The following is an 18,100-nucleotide window of genomic DNA, read 5'->3' on the forward strand; positions in this document are numbered from 1 at the left end:
TCACCGACTCTCGGTGCGCTCCGCGTGACCGACGACATCGGACCAACCCCGGGGCTCCAACCTGCCCGGGGTCCTCCCTCGAACGAGGTCTACGACCATGACCACGGCAATCGATATTCAACACATCGACAAGCGCTTTGGCCGCATCAAGGCACTGGACGGTCTCGACCTGCGGGTCGAGACCGGTACCGTGCACGGCTTCCTCGGCCCCAACGGTGCCGGCAAGTCCACCACGATCCGGATCCTGCTGGGGCTGCTCCGCGCCGACCGAGGCCGGGTCCAGCTACTCGGCGGTGATCCGTGGGCCGACGCGGTGCGACTGCACCGGCGGCTCGCCTACGTCCCCGGCGACGTGGAGCTGTGGCCCAACCTGACCGGCGGCGAGGCGATCGACCTCTTCGCCCGCCTGCGCGGCGGGACCGACCCGGTTCGCCGCGACGAGCTGTGCCAACGCTTCGACCTTGATCCGCGCAAGAAGGGGCGGACCTACTCGAAGGGCAACCGACAGAAGGTCGCCCTGATCGCGGCGCTGGCCAGCGACGTGGACCTGCTGCTGCTCGACGAGCCGACCGCCGGGCTGGACCCACTGATGGAGGCGGTGTTTCAGGAGTGCATCCGGGAGGCCTGCGCGGCCGGCCGGACCGTTCTGCTCTCCAGCCACATCCTCGCCCAGGTCGAGGTGCTGGCCGACCAGATCTCGATCATTCGGCAGGGGCGGATCGTCGAGACCGGCTCCCTGACCGACCTGCGTCACCTGACCCGGACCTCCGTGGACGCGATCGTCGACAGTCCGGCGGCTCAGCTCGCCACCCTGGCCGGCGTACACGGGCTGCAGGACATCGACGGCCACGTCCGCTTCGAGGTCGACGGCGAGCACCTCGCCGTCGTCGTCCGGCACCTGGGCGACCTCGGCGTACGCGGGCTGACCGTCCGGCCGCCGACCCTGGAACAGCTGCTGCTTCGGCACTACGGCGATGAGTCGACCCGCCACGGGGCGGTGGCGTGATGGCCACCGTGTTGGTGCGCCGTCCGGTGCTCGCGGCGCCCGGCCAGGGTGGCGGCCGGGTCACCGGGACCGGCACGCTGCTGCGGTTCATGCTGCGCCGGGACCGGATCCGCTTCCCGGCGTGGACCCTCGGCCTGGCGTTGCTGATGGGGTACTTCGCGACCGCGCTGGAGACCTTCGTCGAGAGCCCGGCGGATCTGGAGGGGCTGACCGCCTTCTCCGGCAGCCCGGCCGGTGCGCTCTTCGGCGGCCCGGGATTCGGCTTCGACGACCTGACCATCGAGCGCTTCCTCGCCGGGCAGTACGGCCTTTACGTGGCCATCGGCGCGGGCCTGATGGGACTGCTGACCGTCGTGCGGCACACCCGCGCCGAGGAGCGCTCCGGTCGGGCCGAGCTGATCCGGGCCAGCGTGGTCGGCCGGCACGCCCAGCTCACCGCCGTGCTGGCGCTCGCCGCCACGATGGCCGCGGTCGTCGCCATCCTGATCGGTGGCCTGATGGCCAGCCGGGGGTACGGCCTCGGGGGGTCGTTGCTGTTCGGTGCTTCGGTCGGTGCGGTGGCGCTGGTATTCGCCGGAGTAGCGGCGGTCACCGTCCAGCTGTCGGAGTATCCGCGGGCCGCCTCCGGCACCGCCGGTGCCCTACTCGGAGTGGCGTTCGTGCTGCGCGGGCTGGGTGACATGGCGGCGGCGCAGGGCAGCGGCGCGTCGTGGCTGTCCTGGCTGTCACCGGTCGGCTGGTCCCAGCAGACCGCGCCGTACGTGCACGACCGCTGGTGGCCACTGGTGATCTCGCTGGCCTTCGCGCTGACCGCCGTGGCCGCCGGCTACGCGCTCTCCGCCCGCCGGGACTTCGGAGCCGGGCTCGTGCCGCCCCGGCCGGGGCCGGCCCGGGCGGCGGCCTGGCTGGACGGGCCGCTCGCGCTCGCGTTCCGGCTCCACCGGGCCAGCCTGATCGGGTGGAGCGTGGGACTGCTCGCCGCCGGTCTCGCCTACGGCTCGTTCACCCAGCCACTGCTCGACGGATTCACCGACGCACCGGAGGACATGGTCGCCATCATGGGCGGTGCGGAGAACCTGCTGGACGGCTACCTCGGCACCATGGGGCTCACCATGGCCCTCGCCGTCGGGGTCTACGCGGTGCTCGCCATGCAGACTCTGCGCTCCGAAGAGAGCGAAGGGCGGGCCGAGTCGGTCCTCGCGACGGCTGTCAGCCGGTCGGCCTGGATCGGCAGCCACCTCGTGGTGACGGCGGTCGGCGTACCGTGGCTGCTGCTGGTCGCCGGCGCCGGTATGGGCGTCGGAGCCGCGGTGAGCACCGGCGATGCCGGGTCCTTCGGTGGTTTGCTACTCGGCCACGTGGCGCACACTCCGGCGGTCTGGCTTCTCCTCGCCGCCGCCGCGGTGCTCTATGCGGTGGCGCCGCGGGTGCTGCCGCTGATCTGGGTGGTGCTCGGCTACGGGCTGATCGTCGGGTACTTCGCCCCGATCCTCGAGATTCCCGCCAGCGCCGTGCGGCTGTCCCCCTTCGCGCATGTCGGCGAACACCCGTTGGAGGAGGTCAGTGTGGTCGCGGTCCTGGTACTGACCATGCTCGCCGCGGTGACCGCCCAGGTGGCTCGCCTGGTGTTCCGGCGGGACGTGGTCGGTCGAACCTGACCGGGTTTCCGTGGGGCGGCGAGGGATCGCCGCCCCACGGAACCTTCCGGCGCCCGGCCACGTCCGATCTGACATGACCAATAGTCGACTCCGTTGGACGGCGCCCGCCGTGTCGCTGCTCCTGCTCGTCACCGCCTGCGGCTCGCAGGGTGAGGCGGCCAACGCGGACGATCCCGGCCAGCCGGAGGCGTCGCATCCCGCTGACGAGGTGGTGTTCCAGATGACCTCCATCGGTGGGTTCGGGATGCCGTCCGTGCTGGCCAGCCGCATCCCGTCCCTCAGCGTCTACGGTGACGGACGGGTGATCAGTGAGGGGCCCACGACCCTGATCTACCCGGGGCCCGCGCTGCCCAACCTCCAGGTTCACCCGATCGCCCCCGAGGACGTCTCGACGCTGCTGGAGTCGGCGCGGGCCGCCGGCGTGGACGGCGCGGTGGACTTCGGCACCCCGACGATCGCCGACGCCCAGACAGCCCGATTCACGGTACGCGGCGCGAACGGCACCGAGCAGATCGACGTCCCGGCTCTCACCGAGGCGGGCGACGGCGCGTACGGGCTGACCGCCGACCAGCGGGCGGCCCGGACGCGGCTGCGGGCGTTCGTCGCGTCACTCACCAGCGATTCGGGTCTGCTGGCGCCGACCGAGGCTGACAGCGCGAAGCCCTACGTGCCGACCGTGGTCGCGGGCGTCGCGGTACCGTTCGTCGAGGCGGAGGGCCTTGGCCAGCCCGAGGTGGCCTGGCCCGGGCCAACGTTGCCCGGCGAGCCCCTCGGTGCCGACACCGGGCCGGGCTGTGTGACCGTAACCGGAGCTGAGCTGCAGACGCTGCTCGCGGCGGCGGCGGAGACCACCGCGGCGGCGCGGTGGACCTCGGACGGCAAGAGCTGGATGGTGCAGCTGCGACCGTTGCTGCCGGATGAGACGAGCTGCGGGGATCTCGTGGCCAGGGACTGACGCTGGCCCAGGCCGGGCAGCGCGGTCCACCCGGGGGATTGCGGCAGCGAACGCGAGGGTTGACCATGTGCTGCCATGGACTCGGCATTGACCCTGATCGGACTGCCCATCGCGCTCGGCATCATCATGCTCGGCCTGGGCCTCGGGCTGACCGTGGCGGACTTCCGCCGGGTGGCCCGCTATCCGAAAGCCGCCCTCATCGCCCTGGTGTGCCAGGTGCTGGTGCTACCGGCGCTCTGCTTCGGGCTGGTGCTCGCCTTCGACCTGGCCCCGGAGCTTGCCCTCGGGATGATGCTGCTGGCCGCATCCCCCGGGGGCACCACGGCCAACCTCTTCAGCCACCTGTTCGGCGGACACGTCGCCCTCAACATCACCCTCACCGCCATCAACTCGGTGCTGGCCGTGGTCACCCTGCCGATCGTGGTCAACCTCTCGGCGGCCTACTTCCTCGCCGACAGCGGGAGCCTGGGTCTGCAGTTCGACAAGGTGCTGCAGGTCTTCGCCATCGTGCTCATCCCGGTCGCGATCGGCATGCTGATCCGGGCCCGGGCGCCCCACGCCGCCGTACGCCTGGATCGGCCGGTCCGGGCCCTGTCGGTCGTGGTGCTCGTCGCGGTGGTCGTCGGCGCGGTGCTGAACGAACGGGAGAACCTCGCCGACTACTTCGTCTCGGTCGGCCTGGTGGTGTTGGCGTTCAACGTGCTCAGCCTCGCAGTCGGATACGGGGTGCCCCGATTGGCCGGGGTTGATCGCGGCGCGGCGACCGCGTCGGGATTCGAGATCGGCATCCATAACAGCACCTTGGCGATCACCGTCGCGCTCAGCCCAGCGTTGCTCGACAACACCCGGATGGCCATCCCCGCTGCGGTCTACGGCATCGTCATGTTCTTCACCGCCGCGGCCTTCGGCCTTCTGGTGACCCGCACCGGAGCCCGGTCGGAGGGGTCGGTTGGCCGGAATCCGTAGCAGCGGGGGATGGTAGACATTCGGCGTGGTGGAGCGGAGTAGGACTGGTGAGCGTGGCATCGAGGACGCGGTTCTGGATGCCGCCCGTGACTGCGTCCTCGCCTACGGCGTACGTCGCACGACCGTGACCGACGTGGCGCGTCGCGCCGGGGTCTCCCGGATGACCGTCTACCGACGCTGGCCGGACGCGCAGTCGCTGATCGGCGATCTGATGACCCGGGAGTGGCAGCGGGTGCTGCTGGCCACGACGACCGACGAGGGCACCGGAAACGCCCGATCCCGCCTGGTCGAGCGGGTGGTGGCGGGAGCACGGGTGATGCGGGAGCACCCACTGCTGTGCAAGATCCGCGATGTCGATCCGGAGGTGCTGATCCCGTACCTCCTCGACCGGCGCGGCGCGGGCCAGGAGGAGATGCTGCGGTTCCTGGTGGACGCCGTTGCCCACGGCCGGGCCGACGGCTCGGTCCGGCCCGGCGAGGCCGAGACCATGGCCCGGGTTGTCCTGCTGACCACGCAGTCCTTCGTGCTCTCCGCTCGGATCGTCGCCGACGGTCTTCCCGCCGCCAGCCTGGACCGGGAACTGGCCCGGTTGGTGGACGGCTACCTGCGGCCGGACTAGAACTCCCAGCTGATGTCCTGCACGGTCAGAGGCGGCCGGTAGCAGGCGGTCGAGGTTCGTGGGCGAGCCGGACCGCTGTCGTGAACGCAGTTGTCCAGGGGAAGGCCTTCTGCCGCTCGTTGCCGTTGCCGGGCGGGTGCGGTTCCCACTGGTCGTCGGGGCCGAGTAGGACGTGTACCCCCTCGTCGCGGAGGCTGGCCACGGCGTGCTGGAACGGCGTCCGCGCGGCGAGTGCGGCGTTGACGAACGGGACGGTGACGGTCGGTACCTGCCTGCCGATCAGCTCGGCGACTGAGGTCATGGCGTAGTTGTCCGCTAGACCGAGGGCGATCTTGTTGATCGAGTTGTAGGTTGCGGGGGCGATGACCAGGGCGTCGGTGGCGGGAAGCGACCGGCGGGTGCCGGGTGACGATTGGTAGGTCGACCGGACCGGATGGCCGGTGAGGCTTTCGAGTGGCTGCGGTTCGATGAAGTTCATCGCGCTCGGGGTGGCGGTGACCGTCGCTGTCCAGGATCGGCCCTGTGCGGCCTTGACCAGCTGGGCCGCGTTGGTGGCCGGGCCGGCGCCACAGACGACGATCTGGAGGTGACCGCCGGTCACAGTGGGATCCCGGCACTCTGGGCGAAGTCGACAGCGGCGGTGCGGGTGGAGCCGGTGGCTAGAAGCGTCACCTTGTCCAGCGGAACGGTGCGGGCGACCGCGATGGCGGTGCCGGCATCGCCGAGGGCCAGGGCGATGTTGACCTGGTGCAGCAGGACGTTGACGGCGCCGAAGCCGGTCCACCGATCGTTGCCGTCGTAGCCGAGGCGGGCCGCGGCGCGCGTTGCTCCATCGAGCATCGCGTAGGCGGTGTCCCGGTCGTCTCGGCGGGCGGCGGCGATGGCCGCTCGAAGGACGAGGGCACCGTAGACGGCCACCGCACCGGTCGACACGAGGCGGGTGTCTCGGTCGAGTGAGTCGGCCGCTTTCGCGGCGAGGGTGACTGCCTGGTCGTCGTGGCCGTTGCCCATCAGCGCATGGGTCATGATCCGGGCGCTCGCGGCAATCGCCACCGGGTCCTGGCTCAGGGCAGCGGCGCGGGTGCTCCGTTCGGCTGCTACCAGGGCTGGCCCGCGGTCGCCCACTTCGCCGATCGCTGCTTCGCGTAGGAGGTCTCTCCGTCGCACCTCACCCCCCGGATCCGAGTCGCGGTCTTCGTCATCGCCAACATCCGCATGCCCGCCGGCGTCCCGCCGTGCGGCACCCGCAGCTGTACCGCTGGTGCCCACCGTACGCAGTGCCTCGAAGCGCGCCCGTGCCTCAGGTGTGGCTCGGGACAGCACGGTGTCGAGCGCGGCCTGCATATCGGCTCGGGGAAGCACCTTGTCGCCCTGGCTGCTCCACTTGGCCACGGTCCGCCGCGCCGCGCCGAGGTGCTCGGCGAAGCCGGTCATGCTCATCCGTAACGCATGTCGAAGCGCGTTCGCGTCCCGGCCGGTCCAGGTCGTCACCGTCGCCATCGCACGTCCTTCCGGAACGGACAGTCATCGGTGGAGGCGATGGTAGCCGCACATGAGGTGACGGTAGGTGCACCGCGGGTGCATGGCGGAGACATTTCGGCCGTGCGCCGACTGGGTCAGCCTGGTTGTGCCGGCGCACCCGATCCAAGCGGTGCGCCGGTGGGCCAGCGGCAACCTGGCTGCCTGCACGACGCGATCGACGACCGGCACCGGCTTAACCCGAGCGTCACGGGCAGCGCCGCCGACCTGTTCGACCGGTTCCTCGGCTGGCCTGCCCGGGTGGCGTGCCCCCCCCCCCGCGCCTAGCCGGCTCGGTGTGGCCCAGCACCGCGCCGGGGACCGGCTATGGCACCAGGATGCCGGGGTTGAGGATGCCGGCCGGATCCAACTGCCGCTTGACTGTGCGGAGCAGGTCAACGGCGAGCTCCCCGATCTCGGCCGCGTACCAGTCGCGGTGATCGGTGCCGACTCCGTGATGGTGGGTGATGGTGCCCCCGGCGCGGGCGATCGCGTCGCTGGCGGCCGCCTTCGCGGTGCGCCACCGGTCGATCGGATCGGAGCCGGGAGAGCAGATCACGGTGAAGTACAGCGATGCGCCGGTTTCGTAGACGTGGGAGACGTGCGCCAGCACCAGTGTGCCCTCCGGCAGCGCGTCCAGGATCGCCGCCCGGACCCGCTCGTGCACCTCGGGCAGCCGAGACCAGTACGCCGCGGTCTCCACGGTCTCCGCGAACGCCCCCGCGTCCAGCAGTGCGTCGCGCAGGTACGGAGCGTCGAAGCGGTGCCGCTGCCACTGCCGTCCCGGCTCGGCGCCCAGCGGTTGGCCGTCCTGCGCCGCCAGCACCGTGGCGGCCATCTCGGCGGTGGCGTTAACCTGCTCGCCCTCGTACCCGACGACCAGTAGGCAACCCCCGTCGGATTGGCCCTGACCGCTCGCCCCGACCAGGGTTTCGACCTCGTCGGAGAGCCGCAGTACCGTGGCCTGCGGCCCCTCCTGCGCCAGCCTCCGTACGGCGTGCAGCCCGGCGGGGAAGGAGTCGAACCGCCAGCCCTCGTAGTGGGTCTGCGCCGGGATCGGTCGCACCCGTACGGTTACGTCGGTGATGACGCCCAGCGTTCCTTCGCTGCCCAGGAAGAGCTGTCGCAGGTCGGGGCCGGCGGCGGAGGCGGGGGCGCGTCCCACCCTGATGGTGCCGCGGGGGGTGGCGACGGTCAGTGCGGTCACCAGGTCGTCGAAGCGGCCGTACCCGGTTGACGCCTGCCCGCAGGAGCGGGTGGCGGCGAAGCCACCGATGGTGGCGTATTCGTAGGACTGGGGAACGTGGCCGAGGGTGAGTCCGTGCTCGGCGAGCAACTCCGCGGCGCGGGGGGCGGGGAGTCCCGCCTGGAGGGTCGCGGTACGGGAGACGGCGTCAACGGCGAGGACCTCGTTCAGTCGGCTCAGGTCGATGGTGATGTGTGCCGGCGCGGTCGGTGTCAGGCCGCCGACGACCGAGGTGCCACCACCGAAGGGGACCACGGCCACCCGGTGCTGGGAGCAGAGATCGAGTAGGGCGAGGACCTCGGCATGGTCGGCCGGGCGGACCACCGCCTGTGGGGCGTGGTGGAGCCGGCCCCGCCGCCGTCGTAGTAGGTCGGGTGTGGATAGACCGGTTGCGTGGCGGGCCCGGACTGGCCGGGAGGTCAGCACGTGCTCGGTGCCGACGGCCTCCCGGAGTGCGGCCAGGACCGCTCCGCCGGGTTCGGCCGCGGGCATCGCGACGTCGGGTAGGGGCACGGCTGGGGGCGCGGGGGTCAGCTCCAGTAGCTGCGCCAGGAGCTCCGACGCGGATTCCGGTAGGGGCTGTGCTCCCGAGGCCGCCCCCCAGCGGGTCCATCGGTCGGTGTCTTCCCCAGCTTCATTCATGTGTGACACAGTGACATTCAGTGTCACTTTTCCGCAAGGGGGTGTGCGCGTGGACGCCACGCTGACCGGACCACGCCGGGACCGGGAACTCGCCGAGCTGGCCGGTGGCGCCGGCGTTGACCTTCTCGTCGTCGGGCTCGGCGTCACCGGCGCGGGCGTGGCGTTGGACGCGGCCAGCCGCGGCCTCTCCGTGGCCGCCGTGGAGGCCGAGGACCTGGCCCACGGCACGTCCCGCTGGAGTTCCAAATTGGTCCATGGTGGACTGCGCTACCTCGCCCACGGTCAGGTTCGCATTGCGTACGAGAGCGCGGTCGAACGTCACGTCCTGATGACCCGCACCGCCCCGCACCTGATCCGGGCACTGCCGATGTTGCTGCCCACCACCGACTACACCGTCGGCTGGCGGGACCGGGCCGCGACGGTTGGGCTCCGCGTTGGCGACCTGCTGCGCGTCAGCGCGGGAACCACCCGCCGGACCCTGCCGGGAACCCGACGGCTCGGCCCGGCCGAGGCGGGCGCGATGGCGCCGGGGCTGCGCCGGGTCGGCCTCCGCGGCGCTCGGTTGTCCTGGGACGGCCAGCTCTGCGACGACGCCCGGCTCGTGGTCGGTCTGGCCCGTGCGGCGGCGGCGCGCTCCGCCCGCATCCTGCCCCGTGCCCGGGTGGTCGCCCTGCACGGCGACGGCGCCACCGTCGAGGACACCCGCACCGGGGAGACGCTGCACATCGCTGCCCGCGCCGTGATCAACGCCACCGGGGTCTGGGCGAGCAGCCTGACTCCACACGTGCGCCTGCGGCCCTCCCGCGGCACCCACCTCGTGCTGCCCGCCGCGGCGCTGGATGGGCTCTGGGCCGGTCTGACCATCCCGGTTCCCGGCGAGTTCACCCGCTACGTCCTCGTGCTGCCCCAGCCCGACGGCCTGGTCTACGTCGGGCTGACCGACGAGCCGCTGGCCGGACCCATCCCGGACGTACCGGAGCCGACCGAGGCCGACATCGCCTTCCTGCTCGACGTGCTCAACGGCGTCCTCGACCGGCCACTGCACCGCGGCGACGTCCTCGGTGCCTACGCCGGGCTCCGGCCGCTGCTCGCCGAGGCCGCCGACCGTACCGCCGACCTCTCCCGGCAGCACGCCGTCATCGACGACCCGGACGGGGTGATCAGCGTCGTCGGCGGAAAGCTCACCACCTATCGGCGGATGGCCGAGGAGGCGGTGGACACCGCGGTGCGTTGTCGGAACCTGACCGCCGGTGTCTGCCGCACTCGCCGTCTCCCGCTGCCAGGTGCCGCGAGCCCCGCCCACCTGGCACGGGTCTCGGCCCCCCGGCGGCTGGTCGCCCGCTACGGGGTCGAGGCGGTCAACGTCCTGGCCGAGGCGCCGGCGCATCTCCACCGGCCGATCGGCGCAGAGATCCCGGTCACCGGTGCCGAGCTACTCTGGGCCGTCCGGCACGAACTCGCCCGTACGGTTGATGATCTGTTGGACCGGCGAACCCGCCTCGGTCTCGTTCCTGCCTACCGGGACGCGGCGCTGCCGGTGGCGGGTGAGGTCCTTGAGCTCGCCGCGACCCGGTGACCGGGTGTCGTACGCTGGCTCGCCGTCGGGTCTGGACGCCTACCCGTCACCGGTCGGCTCGGCCCGGACCTCGCCCGACGTCCGGATGCGTCGGCGGTCCTCACGGACGGCGTACCGGATCGACTGGAGCGAGGCGTCCGGCGCGAAGATCAGTGCGTACCAGCGGTCCAGTATGGTGCGAAGGTGGGCGATGCTGGCCTGGAGTCGACGGCTTCGTTCATTCGCGGCGCGTAGCTGCTCCCGGATGGTCTGCGCCTCGGCCTCCAACTCGGCCATCCGGATTCGCATCGGCTGCACCAGGGTCAGGGCGGTATCCGTGATCACATCAGCCGCCTCGGCGCGGAACTTTCCCCGCTTCACCACCACCGCGGCGATAGTCGCGAATCCGCCGGCGCCGCCCAGGACGCCGAGTACCGACAGCACGACCTGGAGCCACTGTGGGGCGGCTGCTGCTGCGTCGGTCGCGGGTGGGGGTGGCGGGGGTGGGGGTGGGGCTGTCATGGGAACTCACCAGCCAGGTCCGGGGCTGGGCGTTGCGGCTCGACCAGCCGGCGTAGATCGTGCAGGAGCTCCCCACCCCGCCACCACGAAGCGAGCGCCACCGCGGTGAGGAAGGCGACGGAGGTGACGGCCGCCAGGCCACCGCCCACCCCAACGGTGATCGCGTACATGCTGGTGATGGTGCCGAGCATCAGCATGGATGCCAGTTCCAGCCCGAGCCCGGTGGCGTACCGGCCTGGCCACAACAGCCCGGCGATGCCGATCAGGCCGGCGACGACCAGCCCCAGCTGCCAGCCGATGCGGATCGGCTCGGGTATGGCGACGCCCAACGCGGGCGGCGCCCCCAGGACGAGCATCATCGTGCCGCACATGGGCGAGGTGAAGACGACGGCGTTCTCGAAGGGCCGTCGATTTCGCCAGATCAGCCTTTTCCGCACCGCAGCTCCTCAAGTGGTCACTCGCCGAGCCGATCTCAGGGGCACCCTCGGACCGGCGCTGCGCGAGGAGGGGATGACGACGAGCGTCATTGATTGCCGATAGATCAGTCATATCACCCGGCGGAACTGTCGCCCAAAAGATGCTGAGATCCGACAAAACTGCAGGTCAGTAGGGTCTAGCGGCGATCTTGGCCCGGGTGGTCCGCGTGCCGCTGAGCCCGCCCCACAGTGGCCCGATCAGCCAGCCGAGCATCCACATTCAGTGGTGCGCTGATCACGGTCAGCGCTGGCGGCGTCCATGCTGCGCTACTCGCAGGGTGTTGCACACGTCAGCCACGCCCGGGATATCCCACGCAAGTTCGCCCGCGACCTGCCGGGTTTCGAGGTCGGCGATGGTGCCGGCCAGGATGATCACCCGGTTCTGCGCGGTTACGGTGATCTGCTGGCGACGCGTCGTCCAATCAGTTCGGAGCCGCTGGGCGGCTATCTCGGCGAGCCGAGTGTCCTCGTCGTGGTGCGCCGGCGGGTTCCAGGCCGGGTGGAACGGGTCGTCGTCGGGCGAGGGCCAGGGCATGACCATGGGGCAGTCCTCATCGCTGGAGCTGGCAGCAGGGTGCGGCCGGCCGCGGGTCGCGACCCGCCCGTCCGCTGTTCACACCAGCACCTTGGGCTCGTTCGTTGGGTTTGGTTGGTCGGTCACGACGGGGAAGGCGGTGTCCAGGCGCATCGTGTGTAGCACGGTCAACACGAACCGGGAGGGCGCGTGGAGGCACAGCTCCGCGCCGCGCTGGCGCGCCTCCTGCCGGGCCCGGACGAGTAGGCCGAGGCCGACGGAGTCGATCTGCTCGACGGCGGAGAGGTCGACGACCACGCGTCCCCCGTGCTCGGTGGCCTTGCTCAGCGCGGTCCGTAACGGGTCCGTCGTCGTGGTGGCGTCGACAACCTCATCGTGGTCGGCAACCCCGAGCGGCTGGGCGGGGGCGGCTCGGCCGGACGGGAGTGGGGGTGGGGTGCACCCGGCACACCGGTGTGGACCGGTGGCGAACGGAGACCCGCTCCAGCCATGCTCGGACACGAGCGTCCAGACCACCTCGTCGTCGGGTAGCACGACGGCCGTGCTGGCGGCGGTCTCCCCGCAACCATCGCAGATCAGGGTCATCATGTTGTCGTCTGGCACGACCGTCATGGTTGGTTCCCTTCCCGGTCCGTCGGCGCCGAGGGGTCAGCGGCGGTACGCCACCGGTGGATGGACCGCCTCGTTGGTCCCGGCGTACGCCTCGCTGTTACGACCGCGAGGGTAACCGCGGCGCCGGCGAAGCCGGCCTGCACGGCCAGCCGCAGCCCGGAGGGAGCAGCGACATCGACGCCAGCGACTCGGGCGGTGATGGTGCCGAGCAGGGCGGCACCGAGACCCACGGCGACGGCCAGCCACACCGGGGCAGCGTCGCGGCCCGGGAGAACGAACCGCCCGAGTAGGCCGACGAAAACGCCGACGATGAGAGCGTGGATGAGGGCGTTGCCGGTCACTGCTGCCTCCTCTCAGCGGGATGGGGCCGGCGTTGGCGCGACGGGCGGCCTGACACGCCTCCCACCCTCTAAGTGGGTCGTGTAGCGGTCGGTGCGGTTGGATGACAGTCACATGACAAAAAATGTGGCGGCTGCCCCGGGGTGGGCGGTCGCCGGCGCGCCGGGGATGATGCCGTAATGACCGCGGTACTGGTGATCGAGGACGACGACCGGATCCGGTTGGCACTGCTGCTCGCCCTGGAAGAGGAGGGCTACACCGCGCGGGGGGCGGCGACCGCCGAGGAGGGGCTGCGGATGCAGCGGTCCGACCCGGCCGATAACGTGTTGTTCGACCTGATGCTGCCCGGTATTGATGGATTTGAGGGTATCCGTCAGCTGCGCCGCGACGACGACGTCCCGATCGTGGTTGTCAGCGCCCGGGACGACACCCACGATATCGTCGCCGCGCTGGAGGCCGGTGCCGACGACTACGTGGTCAAACCGGTCGCCATCAAGGAGCTGTCCGCCCGGCTGCGGGCGCTGCGACGGCGGGCCCGGGCGGTGGCTACCCCGGTCGCGGTGCAGGTCATCGGGGACCTGGAAATCAGCCCGGAGGCGGGGGAGGTGCGTCGTGCCGGAGCGCCGGTGGCGTTGACCCGCACCGAGTTCCGACTTCTCTGCGAGCTGGCCGAGCACGCCGGCCGGGTGTTGTCTCGGCAGCAGTTGTTGCAGCGGGTGTGGGGGTACGACAGCGGCGACGAGCGCCTGGTGGACGTGCACGTCGGGCGCCTGCGCCAGAAGATCGAGGCGGAACCGGGTAACCCGCGACACCTGGTCACGCTCCGTGGCCTCGGCTACAAGCTGCAGCGATGAGACATCTCGGGCTCCGCGCGCGAGTGACGGCCGGGTTCGCCGTCGGCGCCGCGTTGCTGGCCTCCTCGATGGCGTTGATCTCCTATGACCTGACCCGGCGCAGCCTGCTCGACGAGCGGGAACGCACGGCCGTGCGGGCCGCCTACTTCGACGCGGCCGTCGTACGCATCGGGTTGAACACCGACGAACCCGACGTCGTCGAAGTGCTCCGGTCGTTGGACACCGGCAGCTCCCGGCGGCCCCTGCTCCACCTCGACGGCTCCTGGTACGGGCGTACCGCCGAGACGGCGGCGACGAGCGTGCCGGCGGCCTTGCAGAGGCAGGTCCGGGCCGGACAGCCCGGGGTGCAGCGGGTCCAGTTGGCCGGGCAGCCGACCCTGCTGGTTGGGGTACCACTGCCCGACGGCGCCAGCTACTACGAACTGACCTCCCTGCGGGAGTTGGAGGAGACCTTCCAGGTTCTCGCGTTGGCGTTGACCGCCGTGGCGATCATGGTGGCCGGCGCCGGCGCCGCCTTCGGCTGGTACGCCACCCGGCACAGTCTGCGCCCGCTGACCGCCGTCGCGGACGCCGCCGAGCGGATCTCCGCCGGCGACTTCACGACCCGGCTGGCGCCGGCCACGGACCCGGATCTGACCCGCCTGTCGACCTCCTTCAACGACATGGTTGACCAGCTGGCCCGACGGATCGAACGGGACCGACGCTTCGCCGCCGACGTGAGTCACGAGCTGCGCTCACCGTTGCAGACCCTCTACGCCGCCGCGAGCGTGCTGACCCGTCGGCGGGGACACCACGACGAACGGACCGCGACCGCGGCGGGGCTGGTGGCCGACGAGATCGGCCGGTTCCAGCAACTGGTCAACGATCTCCTGGAGCTGGCCCGTACCGACCAGCCCGCCCAGCGGGAGTCGGTGGACATCGCCGCGCTCGCCGGTGAGGTGTGCCAGAGCCGGGAACTGCCGGAAAGCCTGGTGCGCCCCGATCCCGGTATGCCCACGGAGTGGCGGGTGGACCGGCGGCGCACCGAGCAACTGCTGGTCAACCTGCTCGAGAACGCGGTCCGCTACGGCGGGGGCCCGGTCGCGGTCCGGCTGTCAGCCATCGGCGCCACTGGCATCATCGAGGTGGACGACGCCGGTCCGGGCGTACCGGTGGCCGATCGGGGTGTCATCTTTGACCGCTTTGTTCGCAGCCGCGCCGCCCGCGCCCGTGGGGGTACTGACGGCACCGGGCTCGGCTTGGCGATCGTCGCGCAGCACGCCACCGCGCACGGCGGGCACGCCATGGTCGCCGACCGGCCCGGGGGCGGGGCGCGGTTTCGGGTGGAATTGCCGGGGAGCCTGGAGTGAAGGCCCACCTGGCGGTGGCCATGCTGCTCGTGCTGCTGGCAGGTTGCGGCGTGCCCACCGACGACCAGCCGCGGGCGGTAGAGGCGCCGTACGGGCCGTTCCCGACCCCGAGTACGGCGGTCTCCGACCCGGCCGGGCGGTTCACCGAAGCGCTCTACTTCGTCCGCGACGACCGCCTTGTCCTGGTCCGCCGTCGCCTCGATGTCCTGCCCACGGTGGACCAGCACCTGGAGCATCTGCTGGCTGGGCCGAACGAGGCCGAGCGGGCCGAGGGGCTGGCCACTGCGCTCTTCGGCGCGGTCACGGTGGCCGGCATCCGCCTCACCGAGACGCGGGCCGAAGTGGACGTGCCGTCGGTGGCGGAGGGCGCCGGCCGGAGCGACGAGGTCTTCGCCTTCGGCCAGATCGTCTGCACCCTCACCGCCCGCCCAGAGGTTGACTCGGTGTCCTTCCTACGCGACGGCGCGCCGCTGGGCGTTCCTCGGGCAGACGGCTCGCTGTCGCCGGGGCCACTCACCGCCGCCGACTACGTCGAGCTGTCCGATTCGGACTGAGCGGTAGCGGTCGAGCCGGCTCGGCTCCGGCCTGGCGGTGGCGGTCAGCCGGCGACCGGGACCGTCTCGCCAGGGAAGGTCGGCTCGTCAGGGTGCGCCGGGGCGGCGCCAGGCAGCTCCGACGCCTCTCCGTTGTGCCCGTTGTCGCCGCTGGCGTCCTCGTCCGGTTGCGGTGACGGCTGGCCGCTGGCCGAATGACTCTGGCCGGGTGCGGGTGCATCGCCACCGGCGGGGGCGTTGCGGGCGACCACCTGCGGGTACTCCGCGGTCGCGGCACCGCCGGTGGCGGCTGCCATGACCGCTGCCGCGGCCAGGTCGGCCACCCGCTTCGCCTCGCGCTTGACTCGCGACCTGACCTCCTTGGCGTGTTGGTCGGCGTAGTCGGCCGCGCGCCGGGCCTCCTCCAGCCGGTGCAGCTCGTCGGCGAGCTCCCGGCGGGCGGTGCCGAGTCGTTGCTGCTGCTTGGCCACCTCCTGGTCGATGGCGTTGCCGTCCTGGCGGACCTGAGCGAGCTGCTGCTGGCCGGCCTCCAGCTCGGACTGGAGCCGGCCGAGCCCCTCCCGGCGGTCTCGGATGTCCTGCTGCACCGCGGCGAGCTGCTGCTGGTGGCTGGCGGCCTGCTCGTCGATTCGCTGGCGCACCTTCGCGGCGTACTCCTGCGCCTCGGCGATGAGCGCGGCGATCTCCTGCTCGGCGGCGGTACGTTGGGCCGCGAGCTCCCCCTCGGCCGTGGCCCGCTGTTCGGTTATCTCCTGCTCGACGGCGGTACGCCGGTCGGTCAACTCTCGTTCTACCGTGGATTGCCAGCGCGCCAACTCCTCCTGGGTTCGGGTCCGGGCCGCCTGCACCTCCTGCTGGATCTGGGTACGGGCGGAGCTGAGGAATGCCTCGGCCTCGGCCCGGGCCTGCTCGATCCGCTGGGCGCTCTGCTCGTCGACCTGGATCGCCTCCTGCCGGGCCCGCTCGTGGGCGGCCTCGCCCGCCTCCCGCAGTTGGTCAGCGGCGGCGCGGATCTCGGCCAACTCGGCTTGGGCGGCGGCCCGCCGCTCCTTGTCCGCCTGCTCCTGGTCGGTACGCCGGGTAGCCAACTCCTCCTCGAAGTCGCGCATGGTTCTGGCCGCGTGTTCCTGGGCCTCAGTGAGCGTCCGCTCCGCCTCCGCCGTGAGCTCGGCGGCCTGCTGCCCGGCCGCATCGCCGATCATGGCGGCCTGCCGCTCGGCCAGCACCAGGATTTCCTCGACTATCGGTCCCAGATCGCGGAACGCGGCACGGTCGACTCGGGCTGGCCGCTCGCGTAGCTCGGCGACCTCCGCTTCGAGGGTGGCGACCTGGGCCGTCAGTGCCTCGGCTCGGGCGTGCGCCTGGTTGCGGTCGGTCACGGTCTGGAGCAGCTCGCCGTCGAGCTGGTCAAGGTGTCGTTCCACCTGCCGTTTGTCGAAGCCTCGCATGGTGACGTCGAAAGCCGGCCGCGACACCTTGTGGTCGCTGACCGCGAACGACTCGTCGCCGTGGGACATGGCTGCATCCTCCGTACGATCGCTAGCGCCACGCCGGGGCGGGGACCACCCCACGGGCAACGGTGTGGCGACACGCTACCGCCGTCGTGGTGTGGGCTGAAGACCTGCCCCGCCCTTGGGGGCGTGGCGGCGAGCTGTCGGGCGGTCGAGTCGTTCGACTGTGTCGATCTCCACTTGACAGCGGTCAAGGTAAGGCTAACCTAACTGGGTCGAGTGCGGCGCGGGACCGGTTCCCACGTCCGACCCCGGAAGGCATCATGACCCAGACCCTGCCCGTTGCGCCCTGGCGGCTGTTCACCGCCGAGGTTCGCGCCGCGCGTCGGCTCAGCCCGTCGTTTGTGCGGATCACCTTCACCGGCCCGGACCTGGACCGGTTCGCCGACAACGGCTACGACCAGCGCGTCAAGCTGGCCTTCCCGCTGCCGGGCCAACGGGAGGCCAGGCTGCCGGAGGGTCCGGACTGGTACGCCCGCTGGCGGGCACTGCCGGAGCGTCAGCGCAATCCGATCCGCACGTACACCGTCCGCGCCGTGCGTCCCGAGCTCGCCGAGGTCGATGTTGACCTCGTTCTGCACGGTGACGGTGGGCCGGCGACCCGCTGGGCGCGTCGAGTGCAGCCCGGAGACCAGATCGTGATTGTCGGTCCGGATGCGGGTTTCGACGGCGAACACGGCGGGGTCGAGTTCCGGCCACCGGCCGCCGCGAAGCTTCTGCTCGCCGGCGATGAGACGGCGGTGCCGGCGATCTGTTCCATCCTGGAGCGGCTCCCCGCCACCGCCCGTGGCCGGGTGCTGCTGGAAGTGCCGGAGGCCGACGACGCGCAGCCGGTGGCGGCGCCACCCGGGGTGGTGGTGCACTGGCTGGCCCGAGGCGGGCACCCATCCGGCACCCGGCTTGTGCCGGCCGTGTCGGCCGCGGCGGCGGAGTTGATGTCCGGTCCGTCGGTCGGGGTGCCGATCACCGAGCTCAACCTGGACGTGGAGCTTCTCTGGGACGTGCCCAGCTCCGTTCTCCCGGCCCCGCTGTACGCCTGGCTGGCGGGCGAGGCGGGCGTCATCCGTACCCTTCGTCGCCATCTTGTCACCGAACGCGGATTGGATCGTCGGGCGGTTGCCTTCATGGGTTACTGGCGCCTTGGCCGCCCGGATCCGGCCTGACCGCCGGCCGACCGGCCCGT

20 protein-coding genes are annotated in these 18,100 nt (G+C 71.5%); 11 read left to right on the forward strand and 9 right to left on the reverse strand.

What is annotated here, in order from left to right:
* Window positions 1-97: 97 nt before the first annotated feature.
* From SALPAC3_RS0101115 to SALPAC3_RS0101135, 5 genes are all read left to right on the forward strand, one after another.
* Window positions 98-1,006: an ABC transporter ATP-binding protein gene (locus SALPAC3_RS0101115; RefSeq protein ID WP_018219424.1), complete on the forward strand. Its 909-nt coding sequence runs from the start codon at window positions 98-100 to the stop codon at window positions 1,004-1,006.
* Window positions 1,006-2,664: an ABC transporter permease gene (locus SALPAC3_RS0101120; RefSeq protein ID WP_018219425.1), complete on the forward strand. Its 1,659-nt coding sequence runs from the start codon at window positions 1,006-1,008 to the stop codon at window positions 2,662-2,664. Before SALPAC3_RS0101115 ends, SALPAC3_RS0101120 begins: the two co-directional genes overlap by 1 nt.
* A 73-nt stretch (window positions 2,665-2,737) precedes the next feature.
* Window positions 2,738-3,619, forward strand: coding sequence for a hypothetical protein (locus SALPAC3_RS0101125; RefSeq protein ID WP_026185130.1), 882 nt, complete (start codon window positions 2,738-2,740; stop codon window positions 3,617-3,619).
* Between the two features lie 75 nt (window positions 3,620-3,694).
* Window positions 3,695-4,585, forward strand: coding sequence for a bile acid:sodium symporter family protein (locus SALPAC3_RS0101130; RefSeq protein WP_018219427.1), 891 nt, complete (start codon window positions 3,695-3,697; stop codon window positions 4,583-4,585).
* A gap of 25 nt (window positions 4,586-4,610) precedes the next feature.
* Window positions 4,611-5,204, forward strand: coding sequence for a TetR/AcrR family transcriptional regulator (locus SALPAC3_RS0101135; RefSeq protein ID WP_018219428.1), 594 nt, complete (start codon window positions 4,611-4,613; stop codon window positions 5,202-5,204).
* Window positions 5,205-5,229: 25 nt separating this feature from the next.
* Here the strand turns inward: SALPAC3_RS0101135 and SALPAC3_RS0101140 are convergent, their stop codons facing one another.
* Together SALPAC3_RS0101140 and SALPAC3_RS0101145 are read right to left on the reverse strand one after the other, a co-directional pair.
* The gene (locus tag SALPAC3_RS0101140) at window positions 5,230-5,805 is read right to left on the reverse strand and encodes a flavoprotein (RefSeq protein ID WP_018219429.1); all 576 of its coding nucleotides are present in this window, start codon (window positions 5,803-5,805) and stop codon (window positions 5,230-5,232) included.
* Complete coding sequence (locus SALPAC3_RS0101145; RefSeq protein ID WP_018219430.1) at window positions 5,802-6,704, reverse strand: hypothetical protein; 903 nt, start codon at window positions 6,702-6,704, stop codon at window positions 5,802-5,804. Before SALPAC3_RS0101145 ends, SALPAC3_RS0101140 begins: the two co-directional genes overlap by 4 nt.
* A 57-nt stretch (window positions 6,705-6,761) precedes the next feature.
* Between SALPAC3_RS0101145 and SALPAC3_RS29320 the strand changes: the two genes are divergently transcribed.
* Window positions 6,762-7,010, forward strand: coding sequence for a hypothetical protein (locus tag SALPAC3_RS29320; protein WP_408640406.1), 249 nt, complete (start codon window positions 6,762-6,764; stop codon window positions 7,008-7,010).
* Between the two features lie 37 nt (window positions 7,011-7,047).
* On the opposite strand, the gene SALPAC3_RS0101155 is transcribed toward SALPAC3_RS29320, so the two are convergent.
* The gene (locus SALPAC3_RS0101155) at window positions 7,048-8,610 is read right to left on the reverse strand and encodes an FAD-binding oxidoreductase (protein ID WP_018219432.1); all 1,563 of its coding nucleotides are present in this window, start codon (window positions 8,608-8,610) and stop codon (window positions 7,048-7,050) included.
* 49 nt (window positions 8,611-8,659) lie between these two features.
* Between SALPAC3_RS0101155 and SALPAC3_RS0101160 the strand changes: the two genes are divergently transcribed.
* The gene (locus tag SALPAC3_RS0101160) at window positions 8,660-10,186 is read left to right on the forward strand and encodes a glycerol-3-phosphate dehydrogenase/oxidase (RefSeq protein ID WP_018219433.1); all 1,527 of its coding nucleotides are present in this window, start codon (window positions 8,660-8,662) and stop codon (window positions 10,184-10,186) included.
* Between the two features lie 39 nt (window positions 10,187-10,225).
* Here the strand turns inward: SALPAC3_RS0101160 and SALPAC3_RS0101165 are convergent, their stop codons facing one another.
* The 5 genes from SALPAC3_RS0101165 to SALPAC3_RS0101190 form a co-directional block, all read right to left on the reverse strand.
* Entirely contained in the window at window positions 10,226-10,609 is a 384-nt protein-coding gene (locus SALPAC3_RS0101165) for a hypothetical protein (protein WP_018219434.1), read from the reverse strand.
* A gap of 74 nt (window positions 10,610-10,683) precedes the next feature.
* A complete protein-coding gene (locus SALPAC3_RS0101170) occupies window positions 10,684-11,124 on the reverse strand; it encodes a hypothetical protein (protein ID WP_018219435.1) in 441 nt (146 codons plus the stop codon).
* Window positions 11,125-11,404: 280 nt separating this feature from the next.
* Window positions 11,405-11,704, reverse strand: coding sequence for a BON domain-containing protein (locus tag SALPAC3_RS0101180; RefSeq protein ID WP_018219436.1), 300 nt, complete (start codon window positions 11,702-11,704; stop codon window positions 11,405-11,407).
* Between the two features lie 72 nt (window positions 11,705-11,776).
* Entirely contained in the window at window positions 11,777-12,310 is a 534-nt protein-coding gene (locus SALPAC3_RS0101185) for an STAS domain-containing protein (RefSeq protein WP_018219437.1), read from the reverse strand.
* Window positions 12,307-12,651, reverse strand: coding sequence for a hypothetical protein (locus SALPAC3_RS0101190; RefSeq protein ID WP_018219438.1), 345 nt, complete (start codon window positions 12,649-12,651; stop codon window positions 12,307-12,309). Before SALPAC3_RS0101190 ends, SALPAC3_RS0101185 begins: the two co-directional genes overlap by 4 nt.
* A gap of 177 nt (window positions 12,652-12,828) precedes the next feature.
* Between SALPAC3_RS0101190 and SALPAC3_RS0101195 the strand changes: the two genes are divergently transcribed.
* The 3 genes from SALPAC3_RS0101195 to SALPAC3_RS0101205 are packed head-to-tail and all read left to right on the forward strand — an operon-like array spanning window position 12,829 to window position 15,406.
* The gene (locus SALPAC3_RS0101195; protein WP_018219439.1) at window positions 12,829-13,503 is read left to right on the forward strand and encodes a response regulator transcription factor; all 675 of its coding nucleotides are present in this window, start codon (window positions 12,829-12,831) and stop codon (window positions 13,501-13,503) included.
* Window positions 13,500-14,852, forward strand: coding sequence for a sensor histidine kinase (locus SALPAC3_RS0101200; protein ID WP_026185132.1), 1,353 nt, complete (start codon window positions 13,500-13,502; stop codon window positions 14,850-14,852). The genes SALPAC3_RS0101195 and SALPAC3_RS0101200 overlap by 4 nt, the downstream gene beginning before the upstream one ends.
* Window positions 14,849-15,406 carry a GerMN domain-containing protein gene (locus SALPAC3_RS0101205; protein ID WP_018219441.1) on the forward strand — a complete coding sequence of 186 codons (558 nt, stop codon included), beginning with the start codon at window positions 14,849-14,851 and terminating at the stop codon, window positions 15,404-15,406. The genes SALPAC3_RS0101200 and SALPAC3_RS0101205 overlap by 4 nt, the downstream gene beginning before the upstream one ends.
* Before the next feature lie 44 nt (window positions 15,407-15,450).
* Here the strand turns inward: SALPAC3_RS0101205 and SALPAC3_RS0101210 are convergent, their stop codons facing one another.
* On the reverse strand, window positions 15,451-16,923 hold the full coding sequence (locus SALPAC3_RS0101210; RefSeq protein ID WP_018219442.1) for a coiled-coil domain-containing protein: 1,473 nt from the start codon (window positions 16,921-16,923) through the stop codon (window positions 15,451-15,453).
* Between the two features lie 257 nt (window positions 16,924-17,180).
* Between SALPAC3_RS0101210 and SALPAC3_RS0101215 the strand changes: the two genes are divergently transcribed.
* Window positions 17,181-18,080 carry a siderophore-interacting protein gene (locus tag SALPAC3_RS0101215; RefSeq protein ID WP_018219443.1) on the forward strand — a complete coding sequence of 300 codons (900 nt, stop codon included), beginning with the start codon at window positions 17,181-17,183 and terminating at the stop codon, window positions 18,078-18,080.
* Window positions 18,081-18,100 lie beyond the last annotated feature (20 nt).

The organism is Salinispora pacifica DSM 45544 (assembly GCF_000378845.1).
Taxonomy (GTDB): domain Bacteria; phylum Actinomycetota; class Actinomycetes; order Mycobacteriales; family Micromonosporaceae; genus Micromonospora; species Micromonospora pacifica.

Bases quoted from the DNA above. Each gene is read 5' to 3' on its own strand.
- SALPAC3_RS0101115 (WP_018219424.1), top strand. From the start codon at position 98: ATGACCACGGCAATCGATATTCAACACATCGACAAGCGCTTTGGCCGC.
- SALPAC3_RS0101120 (WP_018219425.1), top strand. From the start codon at position 1,006: ATGGCCACCGTGTTGGTGCGCCGTCCGGTGCTCGCGGCGCCCGGCCAG.
- SALPAC3_RS0101125 (WP_026185130.1), top strand. From the start codon at position 2,738: ATGACCAATAGTCGACTCCGTTGGACGGCGCCCGCCGTGTCGCTGCTC.
- SALPAC3_RS0101130 (WP_018219427.1), top strand. From the start codon at position 3,695: ATGGACTCGGCATTGACCCTGATCGGACTGCCCATCGCGCTCGGCATC.
- SALPAC3_RS0101145 (WP_018219430.1), bottom strand. From the start codon at position 6,704: ATGGCGACGGTGACGACCTGGACCGGCCGGGACGCGAACGCGCTTCGA.
- SALPAC3_RS0101155 (WP_018219432.1), bottom strand. From the start codon at position 8,610: ATGAATGAAGCTGGGGAAGACACCGACCGATGGACCCGCTGGGGGGCG.
- SALPAC3_RS0101180 (WP_018219436.1), bottom strand. From the start codon at position 11,704: ATGGTCATGCCCTGGCCCTCGCCCGACGACGACCCGTTCCACCCGGCC.
- SALPAC3_RS0101185 (WP_018219437.1), bottom strand. From the start codon at position 12,310: ATGACGGTCGTGCCAGACGACAACATGATGACCCTGATCTGCGATGGT.
- SALPAC3_RS0101195 (WP_018219439.1), top strand. From the start codon at position 12,829: ATGACCGCGGTACTGGTGATCGAGGACGACGACCGGATCCGGTTGGCA.
- SALPAC3_RS0101200 (WP_026185132.1), top strand. From the start codon at position 13,500: ATGAGACATCTCGGGCTCCGCGCGCGAGTGACGGCCGGGTTCGCCGTC.
- SALPAC3_RS0101210 (WP_018219442.1), bottom strand. From the start codon at position 16,923: ATGTCCCACGGCGACGAGTCGTTCGCGGTCAGCGACCACAAGGTGTCG.
- SALPAC3_RS0101215 (WP_018219443.1), top strand. From the start codon at position 17,181: ATGACCCAGACCCTGCCCGTTGCGCCCTGGCGGCTGTTCACCGCCGAG.